The following is a 26,628-nucleotide window of genomic DNA, read 5'->3' on the forward strand; positions in this document are numbered from 1 at the left end:
GGGGGTGTTGACGGGTGCGGCCGACGGAACACCGGCCCGCACCACGACTCATGGTGTTCGAACATATGCGCTAGATGACGGACTGGCAGTGGTTGCGTCGGATGGGCGACGGGCGTCAGGGGGCGGGCCTTCCTTGCGTGTTGGGGCCGCTTCAGCAGTCCACCGCGGAGAGCAGCGCCGCCTCCCGGTCGGGGTCGAGCCCGACGGGGGCGCGCTGCGGTCGGCCCGCCCGGGGCGGGACGGTGCCGACCTGTCGCAGCCACGCCCAGGTGTCGGCGACCGTCTCGGTCACCGGGCGGCAGATCAGCCCGGCCGCGTACGCGCGCTCGACGCCGCGCTCCTGCATCCAGCGGTACTCGTGCCCGGCCGGGATCCAGATCGGCAGGTCGTTCCACGGCTGCACGCCGGCGGCCAGGATCGGCTCCGGGTCGGTCCAGCGCAGCCGGGCGTCGGCGCCGGTGGCCGCGACGCAGGCGTCGAGCAGCTCCCCCATCGTCGCGTGCCCGGGGCGGCTCACCAGGTTGAACGTCCCGGCCGACCGCGCCGCACCCCGGTCCAGCATCCAGCCCGCCAGGTCGCGCACGTCGACGTACTGCACCGGCAGGTCGACCGGGCCCGGCGCCAGCACGTCCCCGCCCCGCGCGATGCGCGTCAGCCACCATGGCAGCCGGCCGATGTCCTCCCCCGGCCCGAGGATCAGCCCGGCCCGCGCGATCAGCGCGCGCTCGCCGAACGCCTCCCGCACGGCCCGCTCGGCGCCGGCCTTGTTGGCCGCGTAGTCGCCGTCGTCGGCGTCCGGCTCCGCGTCCACCACCGGAGCGTCCTCGCCCACGCCTGGGGCGACGGGCGGCGCGTAGACCGAGCCGCTGGAGACGTAGACGTACCGGTCGACCCGGTCGACCAGCGCGCGGGCGGCGTCCCGCGCCGCGCGGGGCGCGCCGTCCCAGGTGTCGACCACCAGGTCCCACTCGCCGTCCGCGAGCGCCGCCAGGCCGTCGGGCGCGGTCCGGTCACCCCGCAGCCGGCGTACGCCCTCCGGCGTCGCGCCGTGCAGCCCGCGGTTGAACACGGTGACCGTCCAACCCCGCCGCGCCCCCTCGGCGACGGTCGCGCCGCCCACGAAACCCGTCCCGCCCAGCACCAGCAGCCTCATGCGCTCCACTGTGCCCGTCGCGGGCGGCGCGCCGGCCCCGTGTTCACGGTCAGCGGATCTGCCCACGGCAGAAACCCCGACCGGGCAGCACGGATCCGGAGGTGGATGCCGGGAACCCCTGGTGGAGCGGCTTTGACAGCCGCGCACCCGGCTCGCCCGACAGGGCAGGGCCGCCCACAGACCCCGTCGGGAACCCGACACCTGCACCCTCGCCGCGCTGTCATTCCGTAGCGTTCCGGGTGCTTTCGGCTTGGGGTGTACGGGGAGGCACGGGTGTCCGAGGTCGTCGTCGAAGTCAGTTTCACGCCGCTGCCGGAGGACGACGACTTCGTCCTCGACCAGCTGACCGACGAGCTCGTGGAGGACCTGCGCGACATCGGCGAGGTGAGCCGGGTCGAGGCGCCCACCGGCCCTGACAGCAAGGGCGTCGGCGAGCTGGTGCTGGCCACCGCGGCCGTGGTCGCCGGCACCGACCCGGGCTACGCGCAGGCACTCGTGGATCTGGTGGTGGGCTTCCTCAACCGCAATCAAGGTCGCAGGGCACACCTGAAGATCGGCGACGTCGAGCTGACCATCGATCAGGCGACCAAGGCGGAGACCTCTCAGCTGATCGACCTCGTCCGTGATGCGATCGAGCATTCCCGCTGATGGGTCGGCATGCCCTGGTGCTCGGCACGGCGACCTATCACGCCGCCGCGAAGCTCACCGCACTGCCCGGCGTCCGTCAGGACGTCGAACAGTTGCGGACCGTGCTGGACAGCGACGGCGACTTCGACAGCGTCGAGGCCCACGTCGACCTGCCCGTAACGCGCATGAAGCAGGTCGTCGAAGAGTTCTACGGCGCTCGACGCACCGGTGATCTGGCCCTCTTCTACTACTCCGGCCACGGCATCCAACATGACGACCGGCAATCCCTCTTCTTCGGCACCATCGACACGGAAACGGCTCTCCTGCACACCACCGCGTTCGATGTCGAGGGCGTCCTCCGTCACATGCTCAACCACACCAAGGCCAGCCAGAAGGTGGTCCTTCTGGACTGTTGCTTCTCGGGCTCGTTCACCGCCCGTCACCGGTTCAGCGGCGGCGTACGCCAGGAGCCCCGGCGTCTCAAGCGCGAGCGTGGCACGTTCATGCTCCAGTCGAGCAGCCATCTGAAGGCGTCCAAGGCGCAGGGCCCGGACCGGCCCTCAGTCTTCACCGAGGTCCTGCTCACCGGTCTCCGCGGTGCGGCTCGAGCGACGTCGGAGGACGGCTGGATCACCGCGAGCGACCTCTCCCGGTACGCGATGACCGAGATGTCACGTCGCCGGGAAGAGAAGCCGGTCGAGTCGAGCGAGGGTGTCACCGACCCGATCCCGCTGGTTGCGGGGTCGGACGAACGGCCACAGCGGAGCCCGGGCACACGGAGAGACGAGCCGGAGGACGCACCCTTCGACACCGACCGGTGGCGTCGTCTGCTCAACTACTACGTCGCCTGCCTGCAACGCTCCGCCGTCCTGCAGTTCTTCGTGAACCTGGCGGACACCGATTCGTACCTCGCTGCGCCCGCAGGTCGGGAGATCATGCTGTCGGCCACCGAGCCGATTCGGCTCAAGGAGCGCGGCCAGCGGCTGGCCGGGCTGGCCGAGGCCGGTGGCCGTTCCCTGCAGTACGGCTACCCGGTCGTGGCGCTGCAGCAGAAGGGCACCCGGCAGGTACGGCTGGCGCCCCTGCTCGTCTCGGACCTGACCGTGGGAGATGACGGGTTGGCGCACCCGGCGCCGCCGCAGCCCAGCCCGGCTCTGATCGACCATTTCCAGCTGGCTGCGGTCGAGGCGGACGAACTGCGGCAGGCGGTGGCTGAACGACTCGTCCCTGGCGAGCGGAGATCCCTCGCCGAGGTCGCCGATCTGGTGGCGAACACGTTCGGTCTGAAGCCGGTGTCCGCCCTCGACCCGGAGAATCTGGTCGGGATGGTCAGCCGTGGGCCCGTCAATCGGGTGCAGAACGCCGGCATGCTGTTCGCCGCGGGCAGCGCGGAGTCGCCTGAGCGACAGCTGATCGAGGACCTGCAGGACATCGCCAAGAACGCGGGGAAGATCGCATCGACCGCACTCGGTACGTTGTCGAGCGGTGTCGTGGACGGGACGGATGAGCAGGATGCCGAAGTCCTGACGGTGGCGTTGAGTTCGGTCAACGAGACTCAGGAGGACATCATCCGGGCGGCGATGAGCCGACCCCTGACTGTCGCGCAGGGACCGCCCGGCACCGGCAAGAGTCAACTGGTGACCGCGTTGCTGGCGACCGCCACGGCGGCCGGTCAGAGCGTGCTGATCGGCTCGACCAACAACCAGGCCGTCAACGAGGTCGTCAAGCGGGTCACCGCCATGGTCGGCCCGGGACTGGTGTTGCGTACCGGGAACAAGGAGTACCGGCAGCAGGAGCCGCAGTACCTCGCCGAGGTGATGCAGGCATGGTCACCGCCGGTGCCGGAGGCTGACGGGCCGTTCCAGGAGCTACGACTCGTGGCACAGGAGATCAAGCGGCTACGCGAGGATCTCGACCAGCGTCGCCGGCTCGAACGGGATCTCGCCGACCTCGCCTTCGAACGGGACGACTCGCTCGCCGACATCGACGACTCCCTCCTGGCCAAGCTGGTCGACCTCACCGACCGGGCACTGGGAAGTCGATGGTTCGGGTGGTGGTACCGCAGGCGACTGCGGTCGCGAGGGGTGTTCGACCGGGACGGGATCACTGCCCTCGGTGAACGGGCGGTCATCGAGCAGTGCTGGCGCGAGCGACAACGACAACTCCGGTCTCGGCCGGGCACCACCGAAGAAGTCTGGAAGCGGCTACGGACTCTGCAACACGACACCAGACCCGAGCACAGCGACCAGCTGCTGCGTGCACAGATCGCCGCCCGGGTGGTCGGCAACACGACCCTGCTCCGGAACCGAGCCGACGAAATGGCGAAGCCGGAAGCACGGAGCTGGACCCACATGGCCGAGCTTCTCGCCGCGCTACCGGGCTGGGCGGTCACCGCGATGTCGGCCCGCCGGCTGCTGCCCAGAGCGGGGCTGTTCGACCTGGTGATCATCGACGAAGCGGCCCAGTGCACCGTCGCTGCCATCCTGCCGATGCTCTATCGAGCGAAACGCGCCCTGATCATCGGCGACCCGCGGCAGCTCACACCAGTCGTCGAGCTCTCCGACGGTGACGACCGGGGCGAGCAGGCCCGCACCGGGCTCGGACACGAGTGGCTGACCAACCGCCGGCTCACCTACCGGAACCACTCGGCCTACGAGGCGTTCGCGACCGCGGCTGGAAGCACCATCCTGCTCGACGAGCACTACCGCTGCCACCCGGAGATCATCGACGCACCGAACCGGGTCGTCTACCAGAACCGGCTGACGGTTCTCACCGACCCGGCTCGGCTGGCCGCACCGGCCGAGTCCGCCACCCGCTGGGTGGACGTGTCCGGCCACTTCACCCGAGGCGCCACAGGTTCCGGCCGTAACGCCGACGAGGTTCATGCCGTGGTGGGCGAGGTGCAGCGGCTGCGTAAGGAGTACCCGGACGCCACGATCGGCGTGGTGACGCCACTGGCCGAGCAGCAGCGGTTCCTGGACCGCGCGCTCCAGGAGGCCGGCCTCGCCAACGACCTGCGGTGCGCGACCATCCACAAGTTTCAGGGCAGTGAGAAGGACATCATGGTCGTCTCGCCGGTCGGCGCTCAGGGCATCAGCGAGCGCACTCGTGGCTGGCTCGTCGAGCAGACGAACCTGTGGAACGTGGCGATCACCCGCGCCAAGTCCCAGCTGATCGTCGTGGGCGACCGTTCGTGGTGGTCCGGGCAACGCGGACTGCTGGCCGATCTTGCCAGTCCGCCCGCGCCGGCAGCCACTGGCGTCGACGTCGACGCGCGACCGGTCGACCGACTGATCACCGGCCTGCGTGACGCCGGGCTGACAGTGCGTTGGGGCACGCCGCTGCCGGGTTATCCGGTCGACCTCACGCTCAGCCTTCGCGAGAGAAGCCTGGCAGTGCTGGTCGACGATCCCGAGGGTGATCCGGACGGGGGGCCGCTACGTCGAATCCTGAGCAGGCTCGACATCATCGGTGCGGCCGTGGAGGTCAGGCGGGTACCGGCCTGGCGCTGTCTCGCCGAACCGGAACGGGTCGTGCAGGAACTGCGCGACGCCGTCGAGGGAGATCTCGCGCGAGACGACGCCTGATCGAGGCCGTGCGGGAGGGAGGACAGCTGGTGGGCGATACTGGGTTTGAACCAGTGACCTCTTCCGTGTCAAGGAAGCGCGCTCCCACTGCGCCAATCGCCCGGGGGTGACCGCCCGGTCCGGCAGGCCGGACCACGAGGGGCGGATCGCGAGCGGACGACGGGATTCGAACCCGCGACCCTCACCTTGGCAAGGTGATGCGCTACCAGCTGCGCTACGTCCGCGTGCCGCCGGTGTTCCTCGGCGACGGGGGAAACTCTACCCGACGGCAAGATCGCCTGGCACGCCGCCCCGCCGACGGCCCGACCAGGCGATGATTGCGCTGGTCAACCACGGGGTACTGAGGTCCATCGACAGCACACCACATCCCCTGACCAAGGAGGCTGTCGTGGGTATCGGCACCAGCATCTTCCTGATCGCGCTCGGCGCGATCCTCACCTTCGCGCTCGACGCGAGCCTCGGCGGCATCAACCTCGACGTCGTCGGGTGGATCCTGATGGCCGCCGGCGTGCTCGGCCTCATCATGACCACGCTCATCTGGGGACGCCGCCGCCAGGTGGTCAGCACGACCGAGCCGGTCGAGTACCGGCGGGTCGAGGAGCGCCGGGACGTCGCTCCGCCGCTCTGACGCGGGTCCCACCGCGGCCGCCGGAGCTGACCGGTCGCGCAACGCACCGTCGTCGTGCCGGTCACCCGGAGCAGGGTGACCGGCACGTCGCGTACCGCAGCCCGTACGACCAGCCCCGGCGCGGCCGGTGCCCCGGGGTCGCCCCTCGACGGGCTCGCTGGCGACCGCTGCCACCGGGTAATAGCGTCTGCTGCCATGCGGACGGAGCCGGACAGGTCGCGGGCGCGCGGACGGCCACCGCCGCGCCCCCGCCCCGAGCGTGCCGAGGCCGTCGTCGCGATGACCCGGCTCGCCGCCGGCCCCGATCCCGTAGCGGCCGTCCTCGACGAGCTGGCCCGCCGGTCGGCCGCCACGGTCGCCCTGATCGGCGTCGACGGCAGGGTCCTGAGCCTCCGGGCGGGTCGACACCCACTCGCCCCGGCCGTGCTGACCGCCGCCGCCCGCGCCGTACCCGATCTGCACGCGCGCGGCACCCCGGCGGCCGTACGCGGCGGCGACGGAGCGCCCACCGTCCACCTCGTCGCCCTCGGTGCCGGTGAGCCCGGGGACGGCGCGGACTGCGATCCCGACGGTGCGACGGACCCGCCACCGTGGCTCGCGGCCATTGAGCCGATCGACCCGGTCCCGGGCGACCTGCTCGCCGACGCCGCGCGCCTCCTCGGGCTCTGCTGGCGGCTGGACCGCTCCGAGCGGGCCCGCCGCCGGGTGGCCGCCGGCGACGGCCGCGGCCGGGAGGCGGTGCTGCACCTGCTCATGGTCGGCGACGTGGCGCCGGCCCGGCGCGTCGCGGCGGCGCTGCGCCCCCACCTGCCGGACGTGGCCCGGGTGTGCGTCGTCGAGTGCGCCCCCGGCCGGCGCGGCGAGGCGGCCGGGCAGGTGACCCGCGCGCTGGGCGGGCGGGCCTGGGTGGTGCCCTGCCCGGTGCGCTCCCGGCACCTCATCGCGCTGGTTCCGCAGCACGGCGGAGCGCCGGGCGCCCACGGCTCCGACGCGGGCGCGGCGGGCCGGCTGATCAGTCAGCGGGTGCCGGACACCCGGGTCGGGGTGAGCGAGCCGGTCCCGCTGCACCGCACCGCCGTCGGCTACGAGCAGGCGTTCCACGCGCTCGCGGTGGCCCGCAGCCGGCCGGAGGGGCACTGCCGCTTCGACCGCCCGGCAGACCTGCGGTCCGCGCTGGGCCCGGCGGGCAACGACTGGGCCTCGACGGTGCTGGCGCCGTGCCTGTCGTACCGGCCGGGCCGACGCACCGACCCCGACGGGCAGGAACTGCTGGCGACGCTCGGCTCGTGGCTCGCCTTCGACGGCGCGGCCCACCGCCACCTGCGGATCCACCGCAACACCCTCGCGGCCCGACTGGCGCTGCTGCGCGACCGCCTCGCCCTGGACCTGTCCCGGGTCTCCGACCAGTCGGTCGCGTGGCTGGCCCTGCGCCTGCTCGCCCCGACCGCGCCCGAAGACGACGGCGACGGCGGCGACGGCGCGGGTCCGGCCGGGACGGTCGGCGACGGCGACGGCGACGGCCCGGGCGGAACGCCTGGGGACGGCCCGGGCGCAACCCGCGGGAACGGGCCGCGCGGAACGCCCGAAGACCAGCCGGGCGGAACCCGCGACGACGGGCCGCGCGGGGTACGCGGCGACGGCCTGGGCGGCGGGGCTCCCGGCGGCGACGAGGACGTCCGGTGGCACGGCCTGGACCGACTGCTGGCCGCCCCGGCCCTTCGCCTCTGGGCGCACGACCAGGTCGCGCCCCTGGGCGCCGACGGGACGGCCGTGGGCCTGGCGACGGTACGCGCCTGGCTCCGCGCCGACGGCCGGCTTCCCGGCACCGCCGCCGCGCTCGGGATCTCGGTGTCCGCCGTACGCAAGCGGCTGAGCCGGGCCGAGCAGGCCCTCGGACGCTCCCTGCTGCGCGGGCCGAGCGCCCGGCACGAGCTGTGGCTCGCGCTGCGGATCATCGACTCCCGGCCGGACTGAGGGTCCCCGCTCGCGCTCGCGCTCGGGCGGCGGCGGGGCGGCGGTCGCTGTGCAGCCCGGCACCCCCGACGCCCTCGCTGTGCGGATCGCTCCTCGCCTTCGCCCGCAGGGCTTCCTACCGTGGGGGTGCAGCCGGTACGGGACGCCGGCCGCCCACCGGCTCGCGTCCGGACGCGCGGCACGGGGAAGCACGTCCGACCGGTCACTCCGGGGGGAGGTGCGACCGCCCCGTCCACGCCTGACGGCCGTGGGCGGGGCGGTCGCCGTCGGTTCGCCGGGCGGCCCTTCGCCGCCGCTGGCTGCGGATCCTCCCCGCCATGGGCTCCGGCCTACGTCACCGCCGGCCTACGTCGCTAGCCGGCCCCACCCCCGAGGGTGCCGTCGCGCGGGCTCGGCGTGGGCGGACGAACGGCGAAGGCCCGTCACCGGATGGTGACGGGCCTTCGTGTTGGTGGGCGATACTGGGTTTGAACCAGTGACCTCTTCCGTGTCAAGGAAGCGCGCTCCCACTGCGCCAATCGCCCTCGCTTGTTACCGAGGTGGGGACGGGATTTGAACCCGCGTACACGGCTTTGCAGGCCGTTGCCTCGCCTCTCGGCCACCCCACCGAGGTTGCCCCCGTCATGCGTGGCGGCAGCTCCGAGCGGACGACGGGATTCGAACCCGCGACCCTCACCTTGGCAAGGTGATGCGCTACCAGCTGCGCTACGTCCGCGTGTCTCCGGCGTTAACCGGTGACGGGTGAGAACTTTAGCCGAGCCGGCGAGCGGTTGCCAAATCGGGGTGGCTCCCGGCGAGTCGGGTGGGACCCGAACGCCACCACCTGCGGCGGGAGGGTGACGTCCAACCCGTCGCCTGAGCTTCCTAGGAGGATGGACCGGACTCCGTGGCCGGCGCGGTCCACGGCCGGGATCCGCCCCCGGAACTGTCCGGCTTCCGACTGTAGTGGGCCGAAGGGACCGTGATCCGTAACTGCCTGTGTTCGATTGGATGGGCTACGGTAACGGCGTGACGAGACGTGCGGCCGAGATCCGCCTGGATGCCCTGCTGCGCACGGCCTGTGACGTGATCGTGGAACGTGGTCTGGCCAACACCCGCACGGCCGACGTGGCACAGGCCGCCGGGGTGAGCCAGGCGCTGGTCTTCTACCACTTCGCCACCAAGGACCGGCTGCTCGCGCAGGCGTTCGCGTACGCGGTGGAGCAGGATCTGGCCCGCCTGGACGCGGTGATGCGCTCCAACGTCCCGCCCCTGACCAAGCTCCGCCGGATCGTGCGGCTCTACACGCCCGCGGGCCGGGCGACCTCCTGGGCCATGTGGATCGACGGCTGGGCGGAGTCGCTGCGTACCCCGGAGTTGGAGAAGGTCTCCCGCCGGCTCGACCTGCGCTGGCGGGAGGACCTGGCGACGGTCATCTCGGACGGGGTCCGCGAGGGCACCTTCGACTGCGCCGACCCGGCCGGGGCGGCGTGGCGGATCAGCGCGGTGGTGGACGGGCTGGCGGTGCAGCTCGCGGTGCACGACCGGGTGATCTCCCGCCGGCAGTTCGCCGAGTGGGTGCGCCTGCTCACCGCCCGCGAGCTGGGGCTCGACCCGGCGCAGCTGGACTGAGCCGGGCAGGGAGCCCAGTGGGGCGGCCGGCGCACGACGCGCCGGTGCCGATCACCGCCCGCGCGGGTCGACGCGCCGGCGGCCGGGGCCCCCGACGAGGCCGCCCGGGCGCGACCGGCGCTCCGTGCGAGGAGCCGCGGGCACGACCGGCCCTCCGCCCGCCCAGGAAGCCGGCAAAACCGCTCGGCTCCCCCAGGCAGCCGGAACAATCGTCGGCATGGACCCGCTGGAGACGTACCGCCGCAGCCTGGCCGAGTTCACCGACCGGGTGGCGCAGGTCGGCCCCGACCAGTGGTCGGACCCGACCCCGTGCCCCGACTGGGACGTCCGGGCGCTGGTCAACCACGTGGTGGGCGAGGACCGGTGGAGCGTCGCGCTGCTCGCGGGGCGGACGATCGAGCAGGTCGGCGACCGCTACGACGGCGACCTGCTCGGCCCGGACCCGGCCGACGCGGCCCGGGAGGCGGCGGGGCAGGCCGAACTGGCCTTCACCCACCCGGGGGCGCTGGAGCGCACCGTCGGGCTCTCCTCCGGCGAGACCCCCGCCGACGAGTACCTGCACCAGCTGACCGCGGAGCACCTGATCCACGGCTGGGACCTCGCCGTGGCGATCGGCGCGGACCCCCGGCTGGACCCCGACGCGGTCGCCGCGTGCGCGCGGTGGTTCGGTCAGCGGATCGGCGACTACCAGCGGGGCCGGCTGGTCCGGCCGCAGTTCGACGTGCCAGCGCGGGCGGACGAGCAGGACCGCCTCGTCGCCGCCTTCGGCCGCGACCCCGACTGGGCGCCGTGAGGTCCCCGACTGGGCGCCGTGAGGGCCCCCGACCGGACGCCGTGAGGGCCCCCGACCGGACGCCCTGAGCGCCCTCCGGACGGACGCCGCGACGCGACCCGGCGGGAGCCGGCCCGGGCAGCGGGCCGGGACGCGACCCGGCGGAGCCACCCCGGCAGCGGGCCGGGACGCGAACCCGGCCGTCAGGCGGCCGCCGGGCCGCGTCGCCGGCGCTCCCGCAGCCGGCGCAGGGCCGGCGGGTGGACGTTGGCCAGCGACAGGTCCCCGTCGTAGTGGGCGAGCACCCGGTGGTCCATCAGCCGACGCCACACCGGCGGCACCAGCGCGGCCACCACCATCGTGGCGTAGCCGGCGGGCAGCTGCGGGGAGGACTCGAAGGTGCGCAGCGTCTGGTAGCGGCGCAGCGGGTTGGCGTGGTGGTCGCTGTGCCGCTGGAGCTGGAAGAGGAAGATGTTGGTCACGCTGCGGTCGCTGTTCCAGCTGTGCCGGGGGTCGACCTTCTCGTAGCGCCCGGCGGGGGTGCGCCGCCGCGCCAACCCGTAGTGCTCCAGGTAGTTGACCACCTCCAGCAGGGAGAACCCGACCACCGCCTGGAGCACCAGGAACGGCAGCACGCCCGGGCCGAAGGCGACGGCCAGCGCCGCGTAGAGCGCGAGGGTCATCGCGAACGCGTTGAGCACGTCGTTGCGCCACGTCCACGGGCTGCGGCCCCGCAGGCGGAACCGGCCGGCCTCCAGCCGCCACGCCGAGCGCAGGCTGCCTGAGACGGTACGCGGCCAGAACGCCCAGAAGCTCTCCCCCAGCCGGGCGCTGGCCGGGTCCTCGGGCGTGGCGACGCGGGTGTGGTGGCCCCGGTTGTGCTCGACGTAGAAGTGCCCGTACGCGGCCGGCGCCAGGGCCACCTTGGACAGCCGGCGCTCCAGCCTCTCCCGCTTGTGGCCCAGCTCGTGGGCGGTGTTGATGGCGATGCCGTCGACCACCCCGATCGTGGCGACCAGGCCGGCCGCGCCGGCCACCGTCAGGCCGCCCCGGGCCCAGACCGCGCAGCAGAGCACCAGGGCCGCGTACTGGGCGGGCAGGTAGAGGTAGGTCAGCCAGCGGTAGTAGCCGTCGGCGGCCAGCCGGGGCACCGCCTCGTCGGGCGGGTTGCGCCGGTCCTCGCCGACCAGCAGGTCGACCACCGGGATCAGGACGAACACGGCGGCGGGGGTGAGCCACCAGGCCCACGCGTCGCCGGTGGCCCGCCAGGTCGCCCAGCCGACGAACGGCAGCGCCGGGACGAGCAACGCCAGCGGCCAGAACGGCCGGCGGGCGTCCCGCCACCCGGCGGCGGTGGCGGGCGCTGTGGGGTCGAGGGCCATGGCCGGCCTCCGATCTCTCGCGGTCCTTCCTCGACTGTGACAGCCGTCACGTCCGTGTACAAGGGACTGTTTTTGTCGAAACCAGCGCGGGGAGTCGGCCCGCCACGGCGTCCGGAGCCGCCTTGAGTAGGCGCGACCCTTGTTCCCGCCCAGGCAGGCTGATATCCACAGATGCACATGCGTAACCGCGCTGCGCGGGCCGGCGGAGGGCCGGCCACCCCGCTCCCACGAGGAGGTCCCGTGGCACAACCGGAGTGGACACCCTGGATGAGCCGGCGGCGACGCCGGCTCATCCCCGTCCTGGCGGCGACCGCGGTGGCGGCCGCGCTGCTGCCCACCGGCCCCACCGCAGCCGCCGGAACCGGTGGTGCCTCCGCCGAGCGGCGCTCCGGCCCGTTCGCCGAGGGGCAGCACCAGCACGCCGACGTCGACAACCGCCCCGGCACCGCCGCCCCCGACGCGCGGCAGCGGGGCCTGGCGCGCAAGGCCGACCCGGACGCCCGCTGGAACCGCCTCGGCACCCCGCACGCGCTCGGCCCCGGCAGCGCGCCCCTCGCCACCGGTCTCCCCGCCGAGCCGGAGGCGGCCGCCCGCGCGTACCTCACCGGTCACCACGACCTCTTCGGCCTGGACGCCGCGGCGGTCGACGCGATGGACCGGGTCCTGGTCCGCCCGATCGGCGCCGGCGCCGTCGTCACCCTCCGGCAGCGCTTCGGCGACCTGCCGGCCGGGCACGACGGCCTGGTCACCGTCGCGGTCGCCGGTGGCAAGGTCCTCGCGGTCAACTCCTCGCTGTCCCGGGACACCGCCGCGCCAGCGCCGGCCACCCTCACCGACGAGCAGGCGTACGCCGCGGCGCGCGCCGACGCCGGCCGGACCGCCGAGGCGGTACGCAGCCACAGCGTCCGCGCCGTCGCCGTGCCCACCCCGCTCGACGGGCCCCGGGCCGCCTACGAGGTGACCCTGATCGGCGCCGACACCGACCACCCGGAGGCGTTCACCACCTACGTCGACGGGATCACCGGTCAGGTGCTGGTCCGCGAGGACCTCGTCGACTTCGACTCGGACAACCCGAGCTGGGCGGTCTTCCCGGCCCACCCCGCCGCGCGACCTGGGCCCCGGGCAGGACCCCCGGGTGCGCTGGTGCGGCGACCCCGCGCCGGGCTGCCAGGCGGCCTTCCGCGACCCGGCCACCGGCCAGCCGTGGGACGTCGACGCGGCCACCGGCACGCCGACCGGCACCGCCCGGGGCAACTCCGCCAACACCGTGCTCTCCTGGGGCGGCGGCACGCCGGCCGTGCCGGCCACGCCCAGCCCGGAGCGCCGCTACGAGTACCCGTTCACCGACCAGTGGCACCAGGCCCGCTGCAACCCGGAGGTGTTCACCTCCGCGCAGCGCAACGACGGCGACGCCGCGATCGCCAACCTGTTCGCCATGCACAACCGGATGCACGACTGGGCCTGGCACCTCGGCTTCACCGAGGCGACCTGGAACCTCCAGGCGGTCAACCTGACCCCGCAGGGGCTGGGTGGCGACGCCGAGCAGGGCCGCGCCCAGCAGGGCGCGCTCAGCGGCAACCGGAACAACGCCAACCAGGGCACGCCGCGCGACGGCCTGCCGCCCACCACCAACATGTACCTGTGGCAGCCGCAGGCCGGCGGGCCGTACCCGCCCTGCGTCGACGGCGACTACGACATGACGGTGATCGGGCACGAGTACACCCACGCCATCACCAACCGCATGATCGCCGGCCCGGACAGCGGCATCAGCGGGCACCAGGGCGGCTCGATGGGCGAGTCGTGGAGCGACCTGCTCGCCGCCGAGTACCTGTTCCAGCACGGGCTGCGCGCCCCCGGCGAGACCCCCTACGTCACCGGCGGCTACGTCACCGGCAACCTGGTCAGCGGCATCCGCAACCACGACTTCAGCCGCAGCCCGCTGAACTACTCCGACGTCGGCTACAACACCGGCGGGCCCGCCGTGCACGCCGACGGCGAGATCTGGAGCGCCACCAACTTCCGGGTGCGCGCCGCGCTGATGAAGCGGTACGGCGTCGGCACCCCGCAGCGGCAGCTCGACTGCGCGCGCGGCAGGGTGGCGGTGGAGCAGTGCCCGGGCAACCGGCGCTGGTCGCAGCTGGTCTTCGACTCGTTCCTGCTCCAGGCCGCCAGCCAGGTGAGCATGCTCGACATGCGGGACAACATGCTCACCGCCGACCTGCTCCGCTTCGGCGGCGCCAACCAGGACCTGCTCTGGGCCGAGTTCGCCCGCTCCGGGATGGGCCGCGACGCCGCCACCAACGGCGCCGCCGACACGGACCCGACGCCGAGCTTCGCCGCCCCCGACGCCGACAACGCCGTGCTCACCCTCCGGCCGAAGGGCGACAGCGCCGACGCGCCGATCCGGGTGTACGTCGGGGCGTACGAGGCGCGGGCGATGCCGGTGGCCGACACCGACCCGGCCACCGCGCTACCGGACACCGTCGAGCTGGTGCCCGGCACGTACCAGCTGCTCGCCGTCGCGCCCGGCTTCGGCCACCAGCGGCTGACCGTGGTCGCCAAGGCCGGCAAGGAGGGGTACGTCGACCTGCGGATGAGCCGGAACCTGGCGTCCACGGCGTCCGGCGCGACGGTCACCGGTGACGGGGTCAACCTGGAGCGCATCGCCGACGACACCGAGGCCACCAACTGGGCCTCCCTGGACGGGGTGGCCGGCCGGCAGGTGACCGTGGCACTTCCCGGGGACGCGCCGCAGGTCGTGAAGCGGGTGAACGTCAGCGCCATGCTGCGCCCGGCGATCACCGGCGACGCCGACCCGGGCAGCCAGAACGCGCTCAGCGCGCTGCGCTCGTTCGCGGTGTCGGCGTGCAACGCGAAGACGACCGACTGCGCGGATCCGGCGAACTGGCGGCGGATCCACACCAGCGCGCCCGACGCGTTCCCCGGCGGGGCGTACCGGGCGTACGTGCGGGACGTCAACCTGCGCGAGTTCGCGGTGCCGACCACGCTGGCCACGCACCTGCGGTTGGAGGTGCTCGCCAGCCAGTGCACCGGCGGCCCCGCCTACGCCGGTGAGCAGGACGACGACCCGGCGACCACCACCGACTGCGCGACCGCCAGCCCGGCGCGTACCCAGGTGCGCATCGCCGAGTTCCAGGCGTTCTCGAAGTGACCGCCCGTCGGGGTCGGTCGGCGCGCCGGCCGGCCCCGACGGACCACCTCCGGTGACCGGTCCCGGTGGCGGCCCCGGTCAGCGGCGGGCGGCCCGCCACCACCCGGGCACGGCGGGCCGTTCCCAGCGCCGGTCCGGTCCGGCGTCGTCGTCCGCGCCGGCAGCCCGGGTCAGGTGGCGCAGCCGCAGCAGCAGGCCGAGGCCGAGCGAGAGCAGCAGCCCGCCGAGCAGGAACGCGGCCTGCACGGCCCCGAAACCACCGGACCCCGCCACCGGCCGCCCCGCGCCGGCCGCCGGCGGTGCCCCGACGGCGGCGGGCTCGTCGGCAACGGGTTCGTCGGTCACCGGCTCGTCGGCGTCGGGCGCCTCCCCGGGCTCCGCCGCTTCTGCGGTCGTCGCGGCCGGTCCGGTCGGATCGGCCGGGGTGGCGCGGGGCGCCGGTTCCTCGGGCGCGGCCGTCCGGGCGGCCGACCCGACCACCGACCGCGTCGCCGTCTGCCGGGACAGCAACCGCAGGTTCGCGTCGTACGCCTCCGCCACCAGGGTGATCCGCCCCCGGGTGACGTCCCCGGCGAAGGCCAACCGGTAGCGGGCGGTGACCGTCCGCCCGGGGCAGAGCGTGCCCGGGTCGAGCCGGCGGTCGGTCAGCCTGGCCACGTCCCCGTCGGCGCGGATGTCCAGCGGGAACGAGCCGGTCTCCTCGACCCGGTCCATCCTGACCTGGTCGAGCCGGATCCCGCGTACCCGCAGCACCATCGACCAGCGGACCTTCACGCAGCCGCCGTCCTCGCGGGACACCACGGCGGAGACGGTCTCCACCCGGCCCCCGGCGGTGAACTCGTCCGGCAGGCCGCTCAGCTCGGTGGTGAAGGCCGCCTGCGCGGGCACGGGCAGCCCCGCCCCGGTCAGGCAGCCGAGCACCACCCCGGCCCGTAGCGCGTACCGCCACACGGTCGCCACCGTTCCCACCTCCCGTCGGTCGCCGCCAACCCGCAACGCTGCCAGCGCCGCCGGCCGGCCGGTAGACGGGCGTGTTCGCACCGGTCGCCAAGCGCGGGGGCCGATTTCATCGACGGTGGTGAACCGGTCACCCCTCCCCCGCGACACGCCCGGCCCCGACGACCGCGCGCCGGCACCCGGGCGGGGGCGACCCGGGGTGGCGCCGGGCGGCGGGTTCGGGCGGCGGGGGACAATCGCCGGCGTGTCCGACCTCTCCGCCGCCTTCGTCCGGCTGCACGCCAGCCTCTCCCCGGTCGCCTTCGTTCCCGAGGTGCGGCTGCACCAGGCGGACGACGCCATCGGGCTGTGGGAGTTGACCGAGGGCGAGTTCCGCAGCGCGCAGCCGCCGCCGTTCTGGGCCTTCGCCTGGGCCGGCGGGCAGGCGCTGGCCCGGTACGTCACCGACCACCCGGAGCTGGTCGCCGGCCGCCGGGTGCTGGACCTCGCCGCGGGCTCCGGGCTGGTCGCCGTCGCCGCCGCGCGGGCCGGCGCCGCCGCCGTGCGCGCCGTGGAGATCGACGAGCTGGCCGTCGCGGCCGTCGCGGTCAACGCCGAGGCCAACGGGGTACGCGTCGACGCCGAACTCGCCGACGTCCTCGACGGCGACGCCGGTGGGGCCGAGGTGGTGCTCGCCGGGGACGTGTTCTACAGCCAGGCAATGGCCAACCGGGTGCTGCGCTTCCTGCTCCGGGCCGCCCGCTCCGGGGCCCGGGTGCTGGTCGGCGACCCCGGCCGGGCCTTCCTGCCGCACGACCGCTTCGACGAGCTGGCCGTCTACGACGTGCCGGTGCCCGAGACGCTGGAGAGCGTACGGGTGAAGCGCACCACGGTGTGGCAGTTGCGGGCGGGGCTGCCGGGGGCGGGCCGCTAGCGTGTCGGCGTGCTGTTCCGGAGCTGGGCGCAGACCGCCGACGCGCACTGGCCGGACGTGGCCCGGGTGGCCGACCACGTGGGGGTCGCTCACCTGGTCGTGACCCGGCACGCCCTGGTCCGCCAGGTGCTCACCGATCCGGCGACGTACCGGCCGGACAACGCGCTGGACGCGGTGACCCCGATGCCGGTGGCCGCGCTGCGGGTGCTGGCCGGGCACCGGTTCCGGCTGCCGCCGACCCTGGCGAACAACGGCGGCGCCAGCCACCCGGCGATCCGGGCGATCGTCGCCGACGCCCTGCACCCGACGCGGGTCGCCGCCCAGCGGCCCTGGCTGACCGGCCTGGTCCGGGAGCGCGTCGGCGGGATCGCCGCCACCCTGGACGCCGGCGGGTCGGTGGACCTGTACGCCGAACTCGCCGCCGACCTGCCGCTGCTGGTGCTGGCCCGGCTGGTCGAGCTGCCGGACGCGCCGGTCGGCGCGGTGAAGGAGTTCGCCCGCGCCGCGCTGGAACTGTTCTGGGCGCCGCTGGACGCCGAGCGGCAGCAGGTTCTCGCCGCCGAGGTGGGCCGCTTCCACCGGGTGCTGCGGGAGTTCGCGGCGACCGGGGGCGGGCTGGCCGGGTCGCTGCGGGCCGCCGGGCACCCGCCCGACGTGGTGGTCGGCGCGCTGTTCTTCCTGCTGGTGGCCGGCCAGGAGACGACCTCGCAGTTCCTCACCCTGCTGCTGCACCGGCTGACCGGCGAGCCGGCCGTGCTGGCCGGCCTGCGCGACGGCACCGTCGCGGTCGCCGACGTGGTCGAGGAGGGGCTGCGGCTGGAGCCGCCGATCGTGACCTGGCGGCGGGTGGCGGCGGTGGACACCACGCTGGGCGGGACGGCGGTGCCGGCGGGCACCAGCATCGTGCTCTGGCTGGCCCGCGCAGGCCGGGACCCGGCCACCGTCGACGCGCCGGACGAGTTCCGGCCCGGGCAACGCGGCTCCCGCCGGCACCTGGCCTTCGGGGCGGGCACGCACCGCTGCGTCGGCGACCAACTGGCCCGGATGGAGGCGGCGGTGGTGGTCGCGGAGACCGCCCCGCTGCTGGACGGGGTGACCGTGCTCCGCGAGCCGTGGTGCCCGGACAACCTGACCTTCCGGATGCCCGACGCCTTCGTCGTCCGCAGGCGCTGAACCGGCACGCCCGCCGCGGTGCGCGCGCCGTGGCACGCCCGCCGCGGTGCGCGCGCCGTGGCACGCCCGCCGCGGTGCGCGCGCCGTGATGCGCGCGCCGAGGCAGGCCAGGAACACCGGCCCAACCAGCGGTGATCAGGACGCCATGTACCTAAAAAGTGCCCGGTAACGTCCATGGCGCCCTGATCACCGACGCTCTCGCGTGACCATGAGGCAGCGGGGCAATCGGACGGGCCACTCGAACGGCGAGCGTCGTGCGTCGCGGCCCCGCAGCGCGTCGCGGCGCCCGTGCGTCGCGGCGCCCGTGCGTCGCGGCGCCGCAGTGCGTCGCGGCGCCCGTGCGTCGTGGTGTCGCAGTGCGTCGTGGTGTCGCAGTGCGTCTTGGTGTCGCAGTGCGTCTTGGTGTGTCGGCTGTTGGGCTGTTGCGGCTGGTCGTCGGCACGGCACCACCGCACGTCGCACCGCACCGCACCAGACCGGACCAGGCCGCACCGGAACGCGTCGCCCGGCGGGAGGGGGTGGCGGTGGGAGGGACCCGACGAAAGTCAGTGGACGGTGGTGCCGTTCGGGCGCGGCCGGGGCCGGGGTGCCGGACCTAGCGTCAGTACATGATCACATTACGTGGGTTGACCAAGCGGTTCGGGGACACGACCGCCGTCGACGCCCTGACCGTCGACATCGGACCCGGCCGGGTCACCGGGTTCCTCGGCCCGAACGGCGCGGGCAAGTCCACCACCATGCGGATGATCCTCGGGCTGGACCGGCCCACCGCCGGGCAGGCGCTCGTGGGCGGGCGGACGTACCGGGAGCTGCGGCGCCCGCTGCGCGAGGTCGGCGCGTTGCTCGACGCCCGGGCCGTGCATCCCGCCCGCTCGGGTCGGGCGCACCTGCTCGCGATGGCCCGCAGCAACGGGATACCGGACCGCAGGGTGGACGAGGTGCTCGCCACCGTGGGGCTGGACGCCCGCGCCGCGGCCAAGCCCGGCCGCACCCTCTCCCTCGGCATGGGCCAGCGGCTCGGCATCGCTGGTGCGCTGCTCGGCGACCCGCCGGTGCTGATGTTCGACGAGCCGGTCAACGGCCTCGACCCGGACGGGGTGCGCTGGGTCCGGCAGCTGATGCGGTCGCTGGCCGACGAGGGCCGGACGGTCTTCGTCTCCAGCCACCTGATGACCGAGATGCAGCTCACCGCCGACCGGCTCGTGGTGATCGGCCGGGGTCGCCTGCTCGCCGACGCGCCGATCGACGAGGTCATCGCCGGCAGCGCGGTGGCCGTGCGGGTACGCAGCCCGCAGCCGGCCGGCCTCGCCGCGCTCGCCGGGCGGCTCACCGCCGCCGGGGCCGCCGTCGAGCCGGCCGGCCCGGACGAGCTGACCGTCACCGGCGCCACCGTCGAGCGGATCGGCGATCTGGCGTACGAGCTGGGGGTGCGGCTGCACGGGCTCAGCCCGCACGGAGCGTCCCTGGAACAGGCCTTCATGGAACTGACCGCCGACAGCGTCGAGTACGCCGGCACCCCGACCCGGAACGAGGCACGATGAACACGATCTCCGCCGAGTGGACCAAGCTGTGGTCCGTGCGTTCCACCTGGTGGTCGCTGCTGGCCGGGGTGCTGCTGATGGCCGCCACCGCCGGTCAGCTGGCCATCTACGCCGCCAACGCGAACACCAACGACGACCCGGCCGACGACGCCGGGATCGTCACCGTCGGCAGCGTCGTGATCGGCTCGGTCGAGCTGACCCAGTACGCCGTGCTGGCGCTGGGCCTGCTCGTCGTCACCAGCGAGTTCACCAGCGGCACGATCCGTACCACGCTGCAGTGCACGCCGTCGCGCGGCCGGGTGCTGCTGGCCAAGGCCGCGGTGACCGGGGCGGTGACGTTCGCGCTCGGGCTGCTGATCGGCGCGGTCGGCGCGCTGGTGGCGCGGCCGGTGCTCGGCCGCTGGGGCGCCGCGCCGGCCGGCGGCACCGTCGGCGACGTCCTCGCGGTGGCGACCTACCTGGCGCTGGTCGGCGTGCTGGCCCTCGGGCTCGGCGCGGCCCTGCGCAGCGCGGTGCTCACCCTGACCGTGCTCGTCGCCACCCTGATGATCGTTCCGCTGTCGTTGCAGGAGCCGGACATCGCCGTGCTCAACCGGATCGCCGACGCCTTCCCGGGGGTCGCCGGCGGGCACTTTCTGGCCGGGGACACCGACCCGTACCCGGCGCCGGTCGGGTTGCTCCTGCTCGCGGGCTGGGCCGGCGCGGCGCTGTTGCTGGGCCGGGCCGCGATGCGCCGCCGGGACGCCTGAGGCATTCGGGACGCGTGCGGTGCGCGGGGCGGGGCGGGTCAGCCGGTCGGCTCGACCAGCCCCGCCTCGTACGCGAGGATCGCCGCCTGCACCCGGTTGCGCACCTCGAGCCGGGTGAAGATGCTCGTCAGGTAGCTCTTCACGGTCCCCTCGACCAGGTGCAGCCGGCGGGCGATCTCGGCGTTCGACAGCCCGGCCCCGACCAGCGCGAGGACCTCCCGCTCCCGGTCGGTCAGCCCGGCCAGCCGGTCCCGGGCCACGGGCCGACGGGCCACCCGGTCACCGCCCAGTTCGATGACCCGGCGGGCCACCCGCGGCGACAGGTACGCGCCACCCTCGGCGACGGCGTGCACCCCGGCGATCAGCTCGCGCGGGTCGCCGGCCTTGAGCAGGAACCCGCTCGCCCCGTGCCCGAGCGCCCGGGCGACGTGGTCGTCCTCGCCGAACGTGGTCAACATGAGCGTCGCCGTCTCCGGCACGAGCCGGCGGATCTCGGCGGCGGCGGTGAGCCCGTCCAGCCTCGGCATCCGGATGTCCAGCAGCGCCACCCGGGGCCGGTGCGCCCGGACGAGTTCCACCGCGGCCCGGCCGTCGCCGGCCTCGGCCACCACCTCGATGCCCGGATCGGTGGCCAGGATGGCCCGGACACCGGCCCGGATCATCGCCTCGTCGTCGGCGAGGACGACCCGCACCGGGCCGGCCGTGTCGGCGTTCATCCGTCGATCCGCTCCTTGCTGACCAGCCGGCCCTCGACGAAGCAGAGCCGCCACGTCGGCTGGGCCAGGGGGAAGTTGCCGTCGGTGTAGTGCTCGCAGCCGGGGCGTGCCGTCCCGGCGGGCGGGGCCAGTTGCCGTCGGGGCAGCCCGGTCAGCTCGGCGCGCTGCGCACCGACGGGCATCCGCGCGAAGGCCCCGTCGTCGAGGACCGTCCCGGCGGTGGCGACCGGGTAGTAGACCAGGGAGAGGACCAGCGCGAGACCCGCCGGGGCGCCGAGCGCCGTCAGCAGGCTGAGCCGGACCCGTCGGCGGGCGTCGCGCAGCCGCCGCTCGGCCTCGGTCGCGGCCTCGGTCACGGCCTCGGACGCGGTCGCGGTCTCGGACGCGGTCGCGGTCTCGGACTTCGACGGCGACGGCCCCGGCCGCTCCCCCGGCGACCCGCCGTCCGACGCGTCCGCGCCCACCGCCGGGGCAACCGGAAACCCCGGCTGGTCCGCCTCGCCCACCGGCCAGCCGGCCACCGCCCACCTGTCGGCGGGGTCGGGCTCGCCCGTGCGCGACGGGAGGGCGTCGACCCCCGGCCGAGCAGCCACGGGCGGGTGGGCGCCGCTCGGCTCGGCGACCGGCAGCCGGGCGCGGACGGCGAAGCCGCCGCCGTCGCGCGGACCGCTCGTCAGGGCGCCGCCGGCGAGCCGTACCCGCTCGGCGAGGGCGAGCAGGCCGGAACCGGTGGACGGCGGGCCCGGCAGCGGACCGGCCGGTGGCGCCGCGTTGACGACGGCCACCTCGACCTGGTCGCCGTCGCGGCCCAGCACGACCGTGACCGCCGCGCCGGGGGCGTACCGGGCGGCGTTGGTCAGCGCCTCGCGGACCACCCGGTGCGCGGCGTGCGCCGCCATCGGGGGCAGCTGCGCCAGGGCGTCCGCGCCGTCCAGGCGCACCGCCATGCCCGCCTCCCGGGCCCCGTCGACCAGCTCGGCGACGCTCTCGTCGGCCGGCCGGGTGGTCGCCGCGCCGTCCGGCTCCCGGAGCACCCGGATGATCCCGTGCAGCCGCTCGGTGGCGGCGGCGACGCTGGCCCGCAGCTCACCGGCGGCGGCCCGGTGCCGGGGCGCGAGGTCGCCGGCGATCTCCAGCGCGGCGGCACGCAGGGCGATCAGGCTCAGGTCGTGCCCGAGCGAGTCGTGCATCTCCTGGGCGATGCGGGCCCGCTCCCGCAGCCGGATCCGCTCGGCGGCGCCCCGCCGCTCCCGGTCCCGCGCCTCGACGTGCCGGCGGCCGGCGTCGGCCAGCACGGCCTGCTGGCGCCGGTACCGCCCGACGAGCCACGGGAACACCCCGGCGAAGAGCAGCACGGAGGCGAGCAGGAACCAGGTGGCCGCGCCGGTGCCGAGCAGCCCCAGGTTGAGCACGGTGCCGCCGGCCGCGAGCACGGCGAAGGCGACGGCGGCCGGGACGGCGGTGAAGCTGCGGCGACCGGTCAGGTAGGCGAACACCGGGATCGCGAAGAGGAAGTTGCCGTCCAGCAGCGACCCGAGCACCACGACGACCAGGGCGGCCACCGGCCACCGCCGGCTGGCCGCGACCGCCGCGGCGAGCAGCAGCAGCGCGCCGGCCGTCAGGGCGGAGGCGTACGCCGAGTGCGGCGGGGTGACGCCCGCGTACCCGATCGGGGCGGCGGTGGTCAGCCACAGGAGCAGATCGGCGCTCCGCCGCCGGACGGCCGCCCGGGACCACCCACCCCCGCCCGCCCGGTCGGACCACCAGCTCTTCACGGCGGCCAGGCTACCCACGCCCGACCTGCGCCGACACCGACGAAAGTCAGGTGCTCAGCTGATCTCCTCGGCCCACGCGCGCCAGTCGTCGAGCACCCCGTACAGCGTCGGGGTGAGCCAGCCGGGCGCGGACCGGCGGAAGACCCCCGGATCCATCGCCCCGGTGCCGGCGGGCAGGGCGCCCAGCAGCTTCGGCACCAGGTCGGTCAGGTTGGCCCAGTGCACCAGTTCCGGCGCGGCCGGCCAGGCGCCGACCACCACGCCGGCCGGCACCGCCCGGCGCTCCAGCGCCTCCAGCGTCAGCGCGGTGTGGTTCAGGGTGCCCAGGCCGGCCCGGGTCACCACCACGGCCGGGCAGCCCAGCGCCACCGCCAGGTCCGCCACCGTCCAGGGCCTGCCCTCCGGCCGCAGCCCCATCGGTACGAGCAGGCCGCCCGCGCCCTCGACGAGCACCAGGTCGTGCTTGTCGGCCTCCTCGCGGACCGCGTCGACGGCGGTGTGCAGCGCCAACGGCTCCAGCTCGGCGACCCGGGCCGCCGCCAGCGGGGCTAGCGGGTCGGGGAAGCTGGCCAGGGTCCGGCCGGTCAGCGGGGCGGCCAGCCGGTTGACCGCGTCGACGTCGCCCGGCTCGCCGCCGGCCGTACCCGTCTGGGCGGGTTTGACCACCGCGACCCGCAGGCCGGCCGCCTGCGCTGCCGCCGCGATCGCCGCCGTGACCACCGTCTTGCCGACGTCGGTGTCGGTGCCGGTGACCAGCACCGGCCCACGCCACGGCCCGGTCACATCGTGACTCCTCGCGCTCACGGGGCACACTCCACGATGGTCTCCAAGGCCCGCTCGAAGTCCGCCCGGGGGGTGCCGGCGCCGATGGTCAGCCGCAGCCGGGACCGGCCGTCCGGCGTGGACGGGGGCCGGAAGCAGCCGACGGCGACCCCCCGGTCGCGGCAGTCGGCCGCCCAGGCGCTCGCCGCCTCGGGCCCGGGGGCGGTGACCGAGACGACCGCGCCGTCGGGGGCGGAGACCGCCAGCCCGGCGGCGCCCAGCCGGCGTACGACCAGGGCGGCCCGGTCGGCCAGTTCCGCGCGCAGGTCGTCGCCGGCGCGGGCCAGCCCGACGGCGGCGTGCACGCCGGCGGCCACGGCCGGCGGCAGCGCGGTGTCGAAGATGAAGGTCCGGCCGGTCTCGATCACGTGCCGGACGAACTCCGCCGGCCCGGCCACCACCCCGCCCGCGCCGCCGAGGGCCTTGGAGAGGGTGGCGGTGACCACCACGTCGGGCTGGCCGGCGAGGCCGGCGGCGGCGACACCCCCGGCGCCGGCCGGGCCGGTCACGCCGAGGGCGTGCGCGTCGTCGACCAGCAGCAGCGCGCCGTGTTCCCGGGCCACGGCGTGCAGCCGGGCCAGCGGGGCGAGGTCGCCGTCGACGGAGAAGACCGACTCGGTGACGACCACCGCCGGCCGGCCGGGCGCGGCGGCGAGCGCGGCGGCGACCGCCGCGACGTCGGCGTGCGGGGTCACCACGGTCTCCGCGCCGGAGATCCGGCAGCCGTCGATCAGGGACGCGTGGTTGTGGGCGTCGGAGACGAGCAGCGTACGGGGCCGCACCAGCGCCCGGACCGCCCCGAGGTTGGCCAGGTAGCCGGAGGAGAAGACGAGTGCCCGTTCGGCGCCGAGCCAGTCGGCGAGGGCGTCCTCGAGCGCGTGGTGGGCGTCGGTGGAACCGCGCACCAGCCGCGACCCGGTGGCCCCCAGCCCGTACGCCGACAGCGCCCGCGCCGCCGCGGCGGTGACCTCGGGGTGGGTGGCCAGGCCGAGGTAGTCGTTGCCGGCCAGGTCGACCACGGCGTCGCCGGCGGCCCGCGGTCGCAGCCGGCGGGTCAGCCCCGCCTTCGCGCGCAGTGCGGCGCGGCGGTCGAGCGCCGCCAGCCAGTCCGCCACCGTCACCCCCACGCCGCCCGCGCCGGCCGCCGTCGGCCGCTTCCGCCGGGCGAAATTACCACCCGCCGGCCAGCGCCCGGCGTGTCCACCCCGCCTCCCGGGTGCCGACACGCGGGCCGTTCATCCCGGCCAGCTGGCCTTGTAGGGTACGAGCCATGCCAGAGATCCTCGACCAGGCCCGAACCCAGGTGCTGGAGAACGGCGTCGGTCTCGACGAGGCCGGCGTCCTCGCCGTGCTGAACCTGCCCGACGAGCAACTGCCCGCCGCCCTCCAGCTCGCCCACGAGGTGCGGATGCGCTGGTGCGGGCCGGAGGTGGAGGTCGAGGGCATCGTCTCGCTGAAGACCGGCGGGTGCCCGGAGGACTGCCACTTCTGCTCGCAGTCCGGCCTGTTCACCTCCCCGGTCCGGTCGGTCTGGCTGGACATCCCCTCGCTGGTCGAGGCGGCGAAGCAGACCGCGGCGACCGGGGCGACGGAGTTCTGCATCGTGGCCGCCGTGCGCGGTCCGGACGCCCGGTTGATGAAGCAGATGCGCGAGGGCGTCGCCGCGATCAAGGCCGAGGTCGACATCCAGGTGGCCGCGTCGCTGGGCATGCTCAGCAAGGAGCAGGTCGACGAGCTGGTCGACATGGGCGTGCACCGCTACAACCACAACCTGGAGACCTGCCGCTCCTACTTCCCCAACGTGGTCACCACGCACTCCTGGGAGGAGCGCTGGGAGACCCTGCGGATGGTCCGCGAGTCCGGCATGGAGGTCTGCTGCGGCGGCATCCTCGGCCTCGGCGAGACGGTGGAGCAGCGGGCCGAGTTCGCCGCGCAGCTCGCCGAGCTGGACCCGCACGAGGTCCCGCTGAACTTCCTCAACCCCCGCCCCGGCACCCCGCTGGGCGACCGGCCGGTCGTGGAGGGCAAGGACGCGCTGCGCGCCATCGCCGCCTTCCGGCTGGCCATGCCGCGCACCATCCTGCGGTACGCGGGCGGCCGGGAGATCACCCTCGGTGACCTGGGCACCCGCGACGGCCTGCTCGGCGGCATCAACGCGGTCATCGTCGGCAACTACCTGACCACCCTGGGCCGGCCGGCAACCGACGACCTGAAGATGCTCGACGACCTGAAGATGCCCGTCAAGGCGCTCTCCGCGACGCTGTGAGCGCCCCGGTGACGACGAGTGACGCGGTGCCGGCAGCCGACACGGTGACGACGAGTGACGCGGCGACGGTGGCCGGCGGGGCGTCGGCCACCTGGTGCGACCGCTGCGGCGAGGCCGTGGCGGCCGGGTCGCACGACGGGTGCGCGGCGGCCCGGGTGCTGGAGCCGCCGCGCTTCTGCGCGCACTGCCGCCGCCGGATGAAGGTGCAGGTGCTGCCGGTCGGCTGGGCGGCGGTCTGCGTCGAGCACGGCGAGATGCGGGGCTGAGGGCGATGCTGCGGGGCCGGGCGGTGACCCTGCGGCCGGCGGTGGCCGGGGATGTGCCGGCGCTCGCCGCGATCCGGGCCGACCCGGAGGTCCGGCGCTGGTGGCGCGGCGGCGACGACCTCGCCGCCGCCGTCCGGGCCGACCTCGACGACGAGGCCCTGTCGGTGTACGCGATCGAACACGACGGCCGGGTCGTCGGCGCGATCCAGTGGTACGCCGAGGACGACCCCGACTACCGGCACGCCAGCATGGACCTCTTCCTCGACCCGGCGGTGCGCGGCGCCGGACTCGGCGGGGACGCGATCCGCACCCTGGTCCGGCACCTGATCGACGAGCACGGCCACCACCGGTTCACCATCGACCCGGCGGCGGCGAACACGGCGGCCGTGCGGGCGTACGCGAAGGTCGGCTTCCGCCCCGTCGGCGTGCTGCGCCGCTACGAACGCGGCGATGACGGGCGCTGGCACGACGGGCTGCTGATGGACCTGCTCGCCGACGAACTGGCCGACTGACCGCCGGGCGACCGGGCACCGGACGGTCCCGC

General features: G+C 75.0%; 21 protein-coding genes and 5 tRNA genes. 14 read left to right on the plus strand and 12 right to left on the minus strand.

The features are described 5' to 3' along the window. Positions 1-151: 151 nt before the first annotated feature. Positions 152-1,153 carry an NAD-dependent epimerase/dehydratase family protein gene (locus tag ACLQ22_RS06690; RefSeq protein WP_425691491.1) on the minus strand — a complete coding sequence of 334 codons (1,002 nt, stop codon included), beginning with the start codon at positions 1,151-1,153 and terminating at the stop codon, positions 152-154. A gap of 273 nt (positions 1,154-1,426) precedes the next feature. Here ACLQ22_RS06690 and ACLQ22_RS06695 point away from each other — a divergent pair, with 273 nt between their 5' ends. After that, complete coding sequence (locus ACLQ22_RS06695) at positions 1,427-1,801, plus strand: hypothetical protein (RefSeq protein ID WP_425691492.1); 375 nt, start codon at positions 1,427-1,429, stop codon at positions 1,799-1,801. Then, positions 1,801-5,367, plus strand: coding sequence for an AAA domain-containing protein (locus tag ACLQ22_RS06700; RefSeq protein ID WP_425691493.1), 3,567 nt, complete (start codon positions 1,801-1,803; stop codon positions 5,365-5,367). Before ACLQ22_RS06695 ends, ACLQ22_RS06700 begins: the two co-directional genes overlap by 1 nt. Before the next feature lie 27 nt (positions 5,368-5,394). Here ACLQ22_RS06700 and ACLQ22_RS06705 read toward each other — a convergent pair. Continuing rightward, positions 5,395-5,469, minus strand: a tRNA-Val gene (locus ACLQ22_RS06705). 49 nt (positions 5,470-5,518) lie between these two features. Continuing rightward, positions 5,519-5,591 (minus strand) — tRNA-Gly (locus ACLQ22_RS06710). A gap of 164 nt (positions 5,592-5,755) precedes the next feature. Between ACLQ22_RS06710 and ACLQ22_RS06715 the strand changes: the two genes are divergently transcribed. Together ACLQ22_RS06715 and ACLQ22_RS06720 are read left to right on the plus strand one after the other, a co-directional pair. Further along, positions 5,756-5,995, plus strand: a complete 240-nt coding sequence (locus tag ACLQ22_RS06715; RefSeq protein WP_091620076.1) for a DUF6458 family protein — start codon at positions 5,756-5,758, stop codon at positions 5,993-5,995. Positions 5,996-6,190: 195 nt separating this feature from the next. Further along, positions 6,191-7,969 (plus strand): helix-turn-helix domain-containing protein, encoded by a 1,779-nt coding sequence (locus ACLQ22_RS06720; RefSeq protein ID WP_425691494.1) that lies wholly within the window; start codon positions 6,191-6,193, stop codon positions 7,967-7,969. Positions 7,970-8,418: 449 nt separating this feature from the next. Here the strand turns inward: ACLQ22_RS06720 and ACLQ22_RS06725 are convergent. From ACLQ22_RS06725 to ACLQ22_RS06735, 3 genes are all read right to left on the minus strand, one after another. Then, positions 8,419-8,493 (minus strand) — tRNA-Val (locus ACLQ22_RS06725). Between the two features lie 13 nt (positions 8,494-8,506). Continuing rightward, positions 8,507-8,577 (minus strand) — tRNA-Cys (locus tag ACLQ22_RS06730). Between the two features lie 34 nt (positions 8,578-8,611). Then, a tRNA-Gly gene (locus ACLQ22_RS06735) sits at positions 8,612-8,684 on the minus strand. 293 nt (positions 8,685-8,977) lie between these two features. Between ACLQ22_RS06735 and ACLQ22_RS06740 the strand changes: the two genes are divergently transcribed. Further along, on the plus strand, positions 8,978-9,580 hold the full coding sequence (locus ACLQ22_RS06740; RefSeq protein WP_366638745.1) for a TetR/AcrR family transcriptional regulator: 603 nt from the start codon (positions 8,978-8,980) through the stop codon (positions 9,578-9,580). Positions 9,581-9,797: 217 nt separating this feature from the next. Continuing rightward, positions 9,798-10,373, plus strand: a complete 576-nt coding sequence (locus ACLQ22_RS06745) for a TIGR03086 family metal-binding protein (RefSeq protein ID WP_425691495.1) — start codon at positions 9,798-9,800, stop codon at positions 10,371-10,373. Between the two features lie 182 nt (positions 10,374-10,555). Here ACLQ22_RS06745 and ACLQ22_RS06750 read toward each other — a convergent pair whose 3' ends face one another. After that, positions 10,556-11,734, minus strand: a complete 1,179-nt coding sequence (locus tag ACLQ22_RS06750; RefSeq protein WP_425691496.1) for an alkane 1-monooxygenase — start codon at positions 11,732-11,734, stop codon at positions 10,556-10,558. A gap of 1,135 nt (positions 11,735-12,869) precedes the next feature. On the opposite strand from ACLQ22_RS06750, the gene ACLQ22_RS06755 reads away from it, so the two are divergent. Further along, the gene (locus ACLQ22_RS06755) at positions 12,870-14,906 is read left to right on the plus strand and encodes a M36 family metallopeptidase (protein ID WP_425691497.1); all 2,037 of its coding nucleotides are present in this window, start codon (positions 12,870-12,872) and stop codon (positions 14,904-14,906) included. A 78-nt stretch (positions 14,907-14,984) separates the two neighbouring features. On the opposite strand, the gene ACLQ22_RS06760 is transcribed toward ACLQ22_RS06755, so the two are convergent. Beyond that, positions 14,985-15,866, minus strand: a complete 882-nt coding sequence (locus ACLQ22_RS06760; protein WP_425691498.1) for a hypothetical protein — start codon at positions 15,864-15,866, stop codon at positions 14,985-14,987. Positions 15,867-16,107: 241 nt separating this feature from the next. Between ACLQ22_RS06760 and ACLQ22_RS06765 the strand changes: the two genes are divergently transcribed. From ACLQ22_RS06765 to ACLQ22_RS06780, 4 genes are all read left to right on the plus strand, one after another. Continuing rightward, positions 16,108-16,776, plus strand: coding sequence for a class I SAM-dependent methyltransferase (locus ACLQ22_RS06765; RefSeq protein WP_425691499.1), 669 nt, complete (start codon positions 16,108-16,110; stop codon positions 16,774-16,776). 9 nt (positions 16,777-16,785) lie between these two features. Next, positions 16,786-17,949 carry a cytochrome P450 gene (locus tag ACLQ22_RS06770; protein ID WP_425691500.1) on the plus strand — a complete coding sequence of 388 codons (1,164 nt, stop codon included), beginning with the start codon at positions 16,786-16,788 and terminating at the stop codon, positions 17,947-17,949. A gap of 608 nt (positions 17,950-18,557) precedes the next feature. Further along, positions 18,558-19,490 carry an ABC transporter ATP-binding protein gene (locus ACLQ22_RS06775; RefSeq protein ID WP_425691501.1) on the plus strand — a complete coding sequence of 311 codons (933 nt, stop codon included), beginning with the start codon at positions 18,558-18,560 and terminating at the stop codon, positions 19,488-19,490. After that, the gene (locus tag ACLQ22_RS06780; RefSeq protein ID WP_425691502.1) at positions 19,487-20,239 is read left to right on the plus strand and encodes an ABC transporter permease subunit; all 753 of its coding nucleotides are present in this window, start codon (positions 19,487-19,489) and stop codon (positions 20,237-20,239) included. The genes ACLQ22_RS06775 and ACLQ22_RS06780 overlap by 4 nt, the downstream gene beginning before the upstream one ends. A 38-nt stretch (positions 20,240-20,277) precedes the next feature. Here the strand turns inward: ACLQ22_RS06780 and ACLQ22_RS06785 are convergent, their stop codons facing one another. From ACLQ22_RS06785 to ACLQ22_RS06800, 4 genes are read right to left on the minus strand one after another with little or no spacing between them, the layout of a single operon-like run. Beyond that, complete coding sequence (locus tag ACLQ22_RS06785) at positions 20,278-20,955, minus strand: response regulator (protein ID WP_425691503.1); 678 nt, start codon at positions 20,953-20,955, stop codon at positions 20,278-20,280. Next, a complete protein-coding gene (locus ACLQ22_RS06790; protein WP_425691504.1) occupies positions 20,952-22,730 on the minus strand; it encodes a sensor histidine kinase in 1,779 nt (592 codons plus the stop codon). Before ACLQ22_RS06790 ends, ACLQ22_RS06785 begins: the two co-directional genes overlap by 4 nt. 54 nt (positions 22,731-22,784) lie before the next feature. After that, entirely contained in the window at positions 22,785-23,489 is a 705-nt protein-coding gene (gene bioD, locus ACLQ22_RS06795; RefSeq protein ID WP_425691783.1) for a dethiobiotin synthase, read from the minus strand. Positions 23,490-23,530: 41 nt separating this feature from the next. Beyond that, a complete protein-coding gene (locus ACLQ22_RS06800) occupies positions 23,531-24,667 on the minus strand; it encodes an 8-amino-7-oxononanoate synthase (protein WP_425691505.1) in 1,137 nt (378 codons plus the stop codon). Positions 24,668-24,822: 155 nt separating this feature from the next. Here ACLQ22_RS06800 and bioB point away from each other — a divergent pair, with 155 nt between their 5' ends. Genes bioB through ACLQ22_RS06815 form a run of 3 tightly spaced genes read left to right on the plus strand, consistent with a single transcriptional unit; the run spans position 24,823 to position 26,596 of the window. Next, entirely contained in the window at positions 24,823-25,818 is a 996-nt protein-coding gene (gene bioB, locus ACLQ22_RS06805; protein WP_425691506.1) for a biotin synthase BioB, read from the plus strand. Between the two features lie 44 nt (positions 25,819-25,862). Beyond that, positions 25,863-26,084, plus strand: coding sequence for a hypothetical protein (locus tag ACLQ22_RS06810; protein ID WP_425691784.1), 222 nt, complete (start codon positions 25,863-25,865; stop codon positions 26,082-26,084). Positions 26,085-26,089: 5 nt separating this feature from the next. Beyond that, positions 26,090-26,596, plus strand: a complete 507-nt coding sequence (locus tag ACLQ22_RS06815; RefSeq protein ID WP_425691507.1) for a GNAT family N-acetyltransferase — start codon at positions 26,090-26,092, stop codon at positions 26,594-26,596. The last annotated feature ends 32 nt before the right edge of the window (positions 26,597-26,628 follow it).

The sequence above is a fragment of the Micromonospora sp. DT178 genome (genome assembly GCF_049841695.1).
In the GTDB taxonomy this organism is placed as follows: Bacteria; Actinomycetota; Actinomycetes; order Mycobacteriales; family Micromonosporaceae; genus Micromonospora.

Excerpts from the sequence above, each read along its gene's own strand:
- ACLQ22_RS06690 (WP_425691491.1), bottom strand. The coding sequence starts at position 1,153 with ATGAGGCTGCTGGTGCTGGGCGGGACGGGTTTCGTGGGCGGCGCGACC.
- ACLQ22_RS06700 (WP_425691493.1), top strand. The coding sequence starts at position 1,801 with ATGGGTCGGCATGCCCTGGTGCTCGGCACGGCGACCTATCACGCCGCC.
- ACLQ22_RS06720 (WP_425691494.1), top strand. The coding sequence starts at position 6,191 with ATGCGGACGGAGCCGGACAGGTCGCGGGCGCGCGGACGGCCACCGCCG.
- ACLQ22_RS06745 (WP_425691495.1), top strand. The coding sequence starts at position 9,798 with ATGGACCCGCTGGAGACGTACCGCCGCAGCCTGGCCGAGTTCACCGAC.
- ACLQ22_RS06750 (WP_425691496.1), bottom strand. The coding sequence starts at position 11,734 with ATGGCCCTCGACCCCACAGCGCCCGCCACCGCCGCCGGGTGGCGGGAC.
- ACLQ22_RS06775 (WP_425691501.1), top strand. The coding sequence starts at position 18,558 with ATGATCACATTACGTGGGTTGACCAAGCGGTTCGGGGACACGACCGCC.
- ACLQ22_RS06780 (WP_425691502.1), top strand. The coding sequence starts at position 19,487 with ATGAACACGATCTCCGCCGAGTGGACCAAGCTGTGGTCCGTGCGTTCC.
- ACLQ22_RS06785 (WP_425691503.1), bottom strand. The coding sequence starts at position 20,955 with ATGAACGCCGACACGGCCGGCCCGGTGCGGGTCGTCCTCGCCGACGAC.
- bioB (WP_425691506.1), top strand. The coding sequence starts at position 24,823 with ATGCCAGAGATCCTCGACCAGGCCCGAACCCAGGTGCTGGAGAACGGC.
- ACLQ22_RS06815 (WP_425691507.1), top strand. The coding sequence starts at position 26,090 with ATGCTGCGGGGCCGGGCGGTGACCCTGCGGCCGGCGGTGGCCGGGGAT.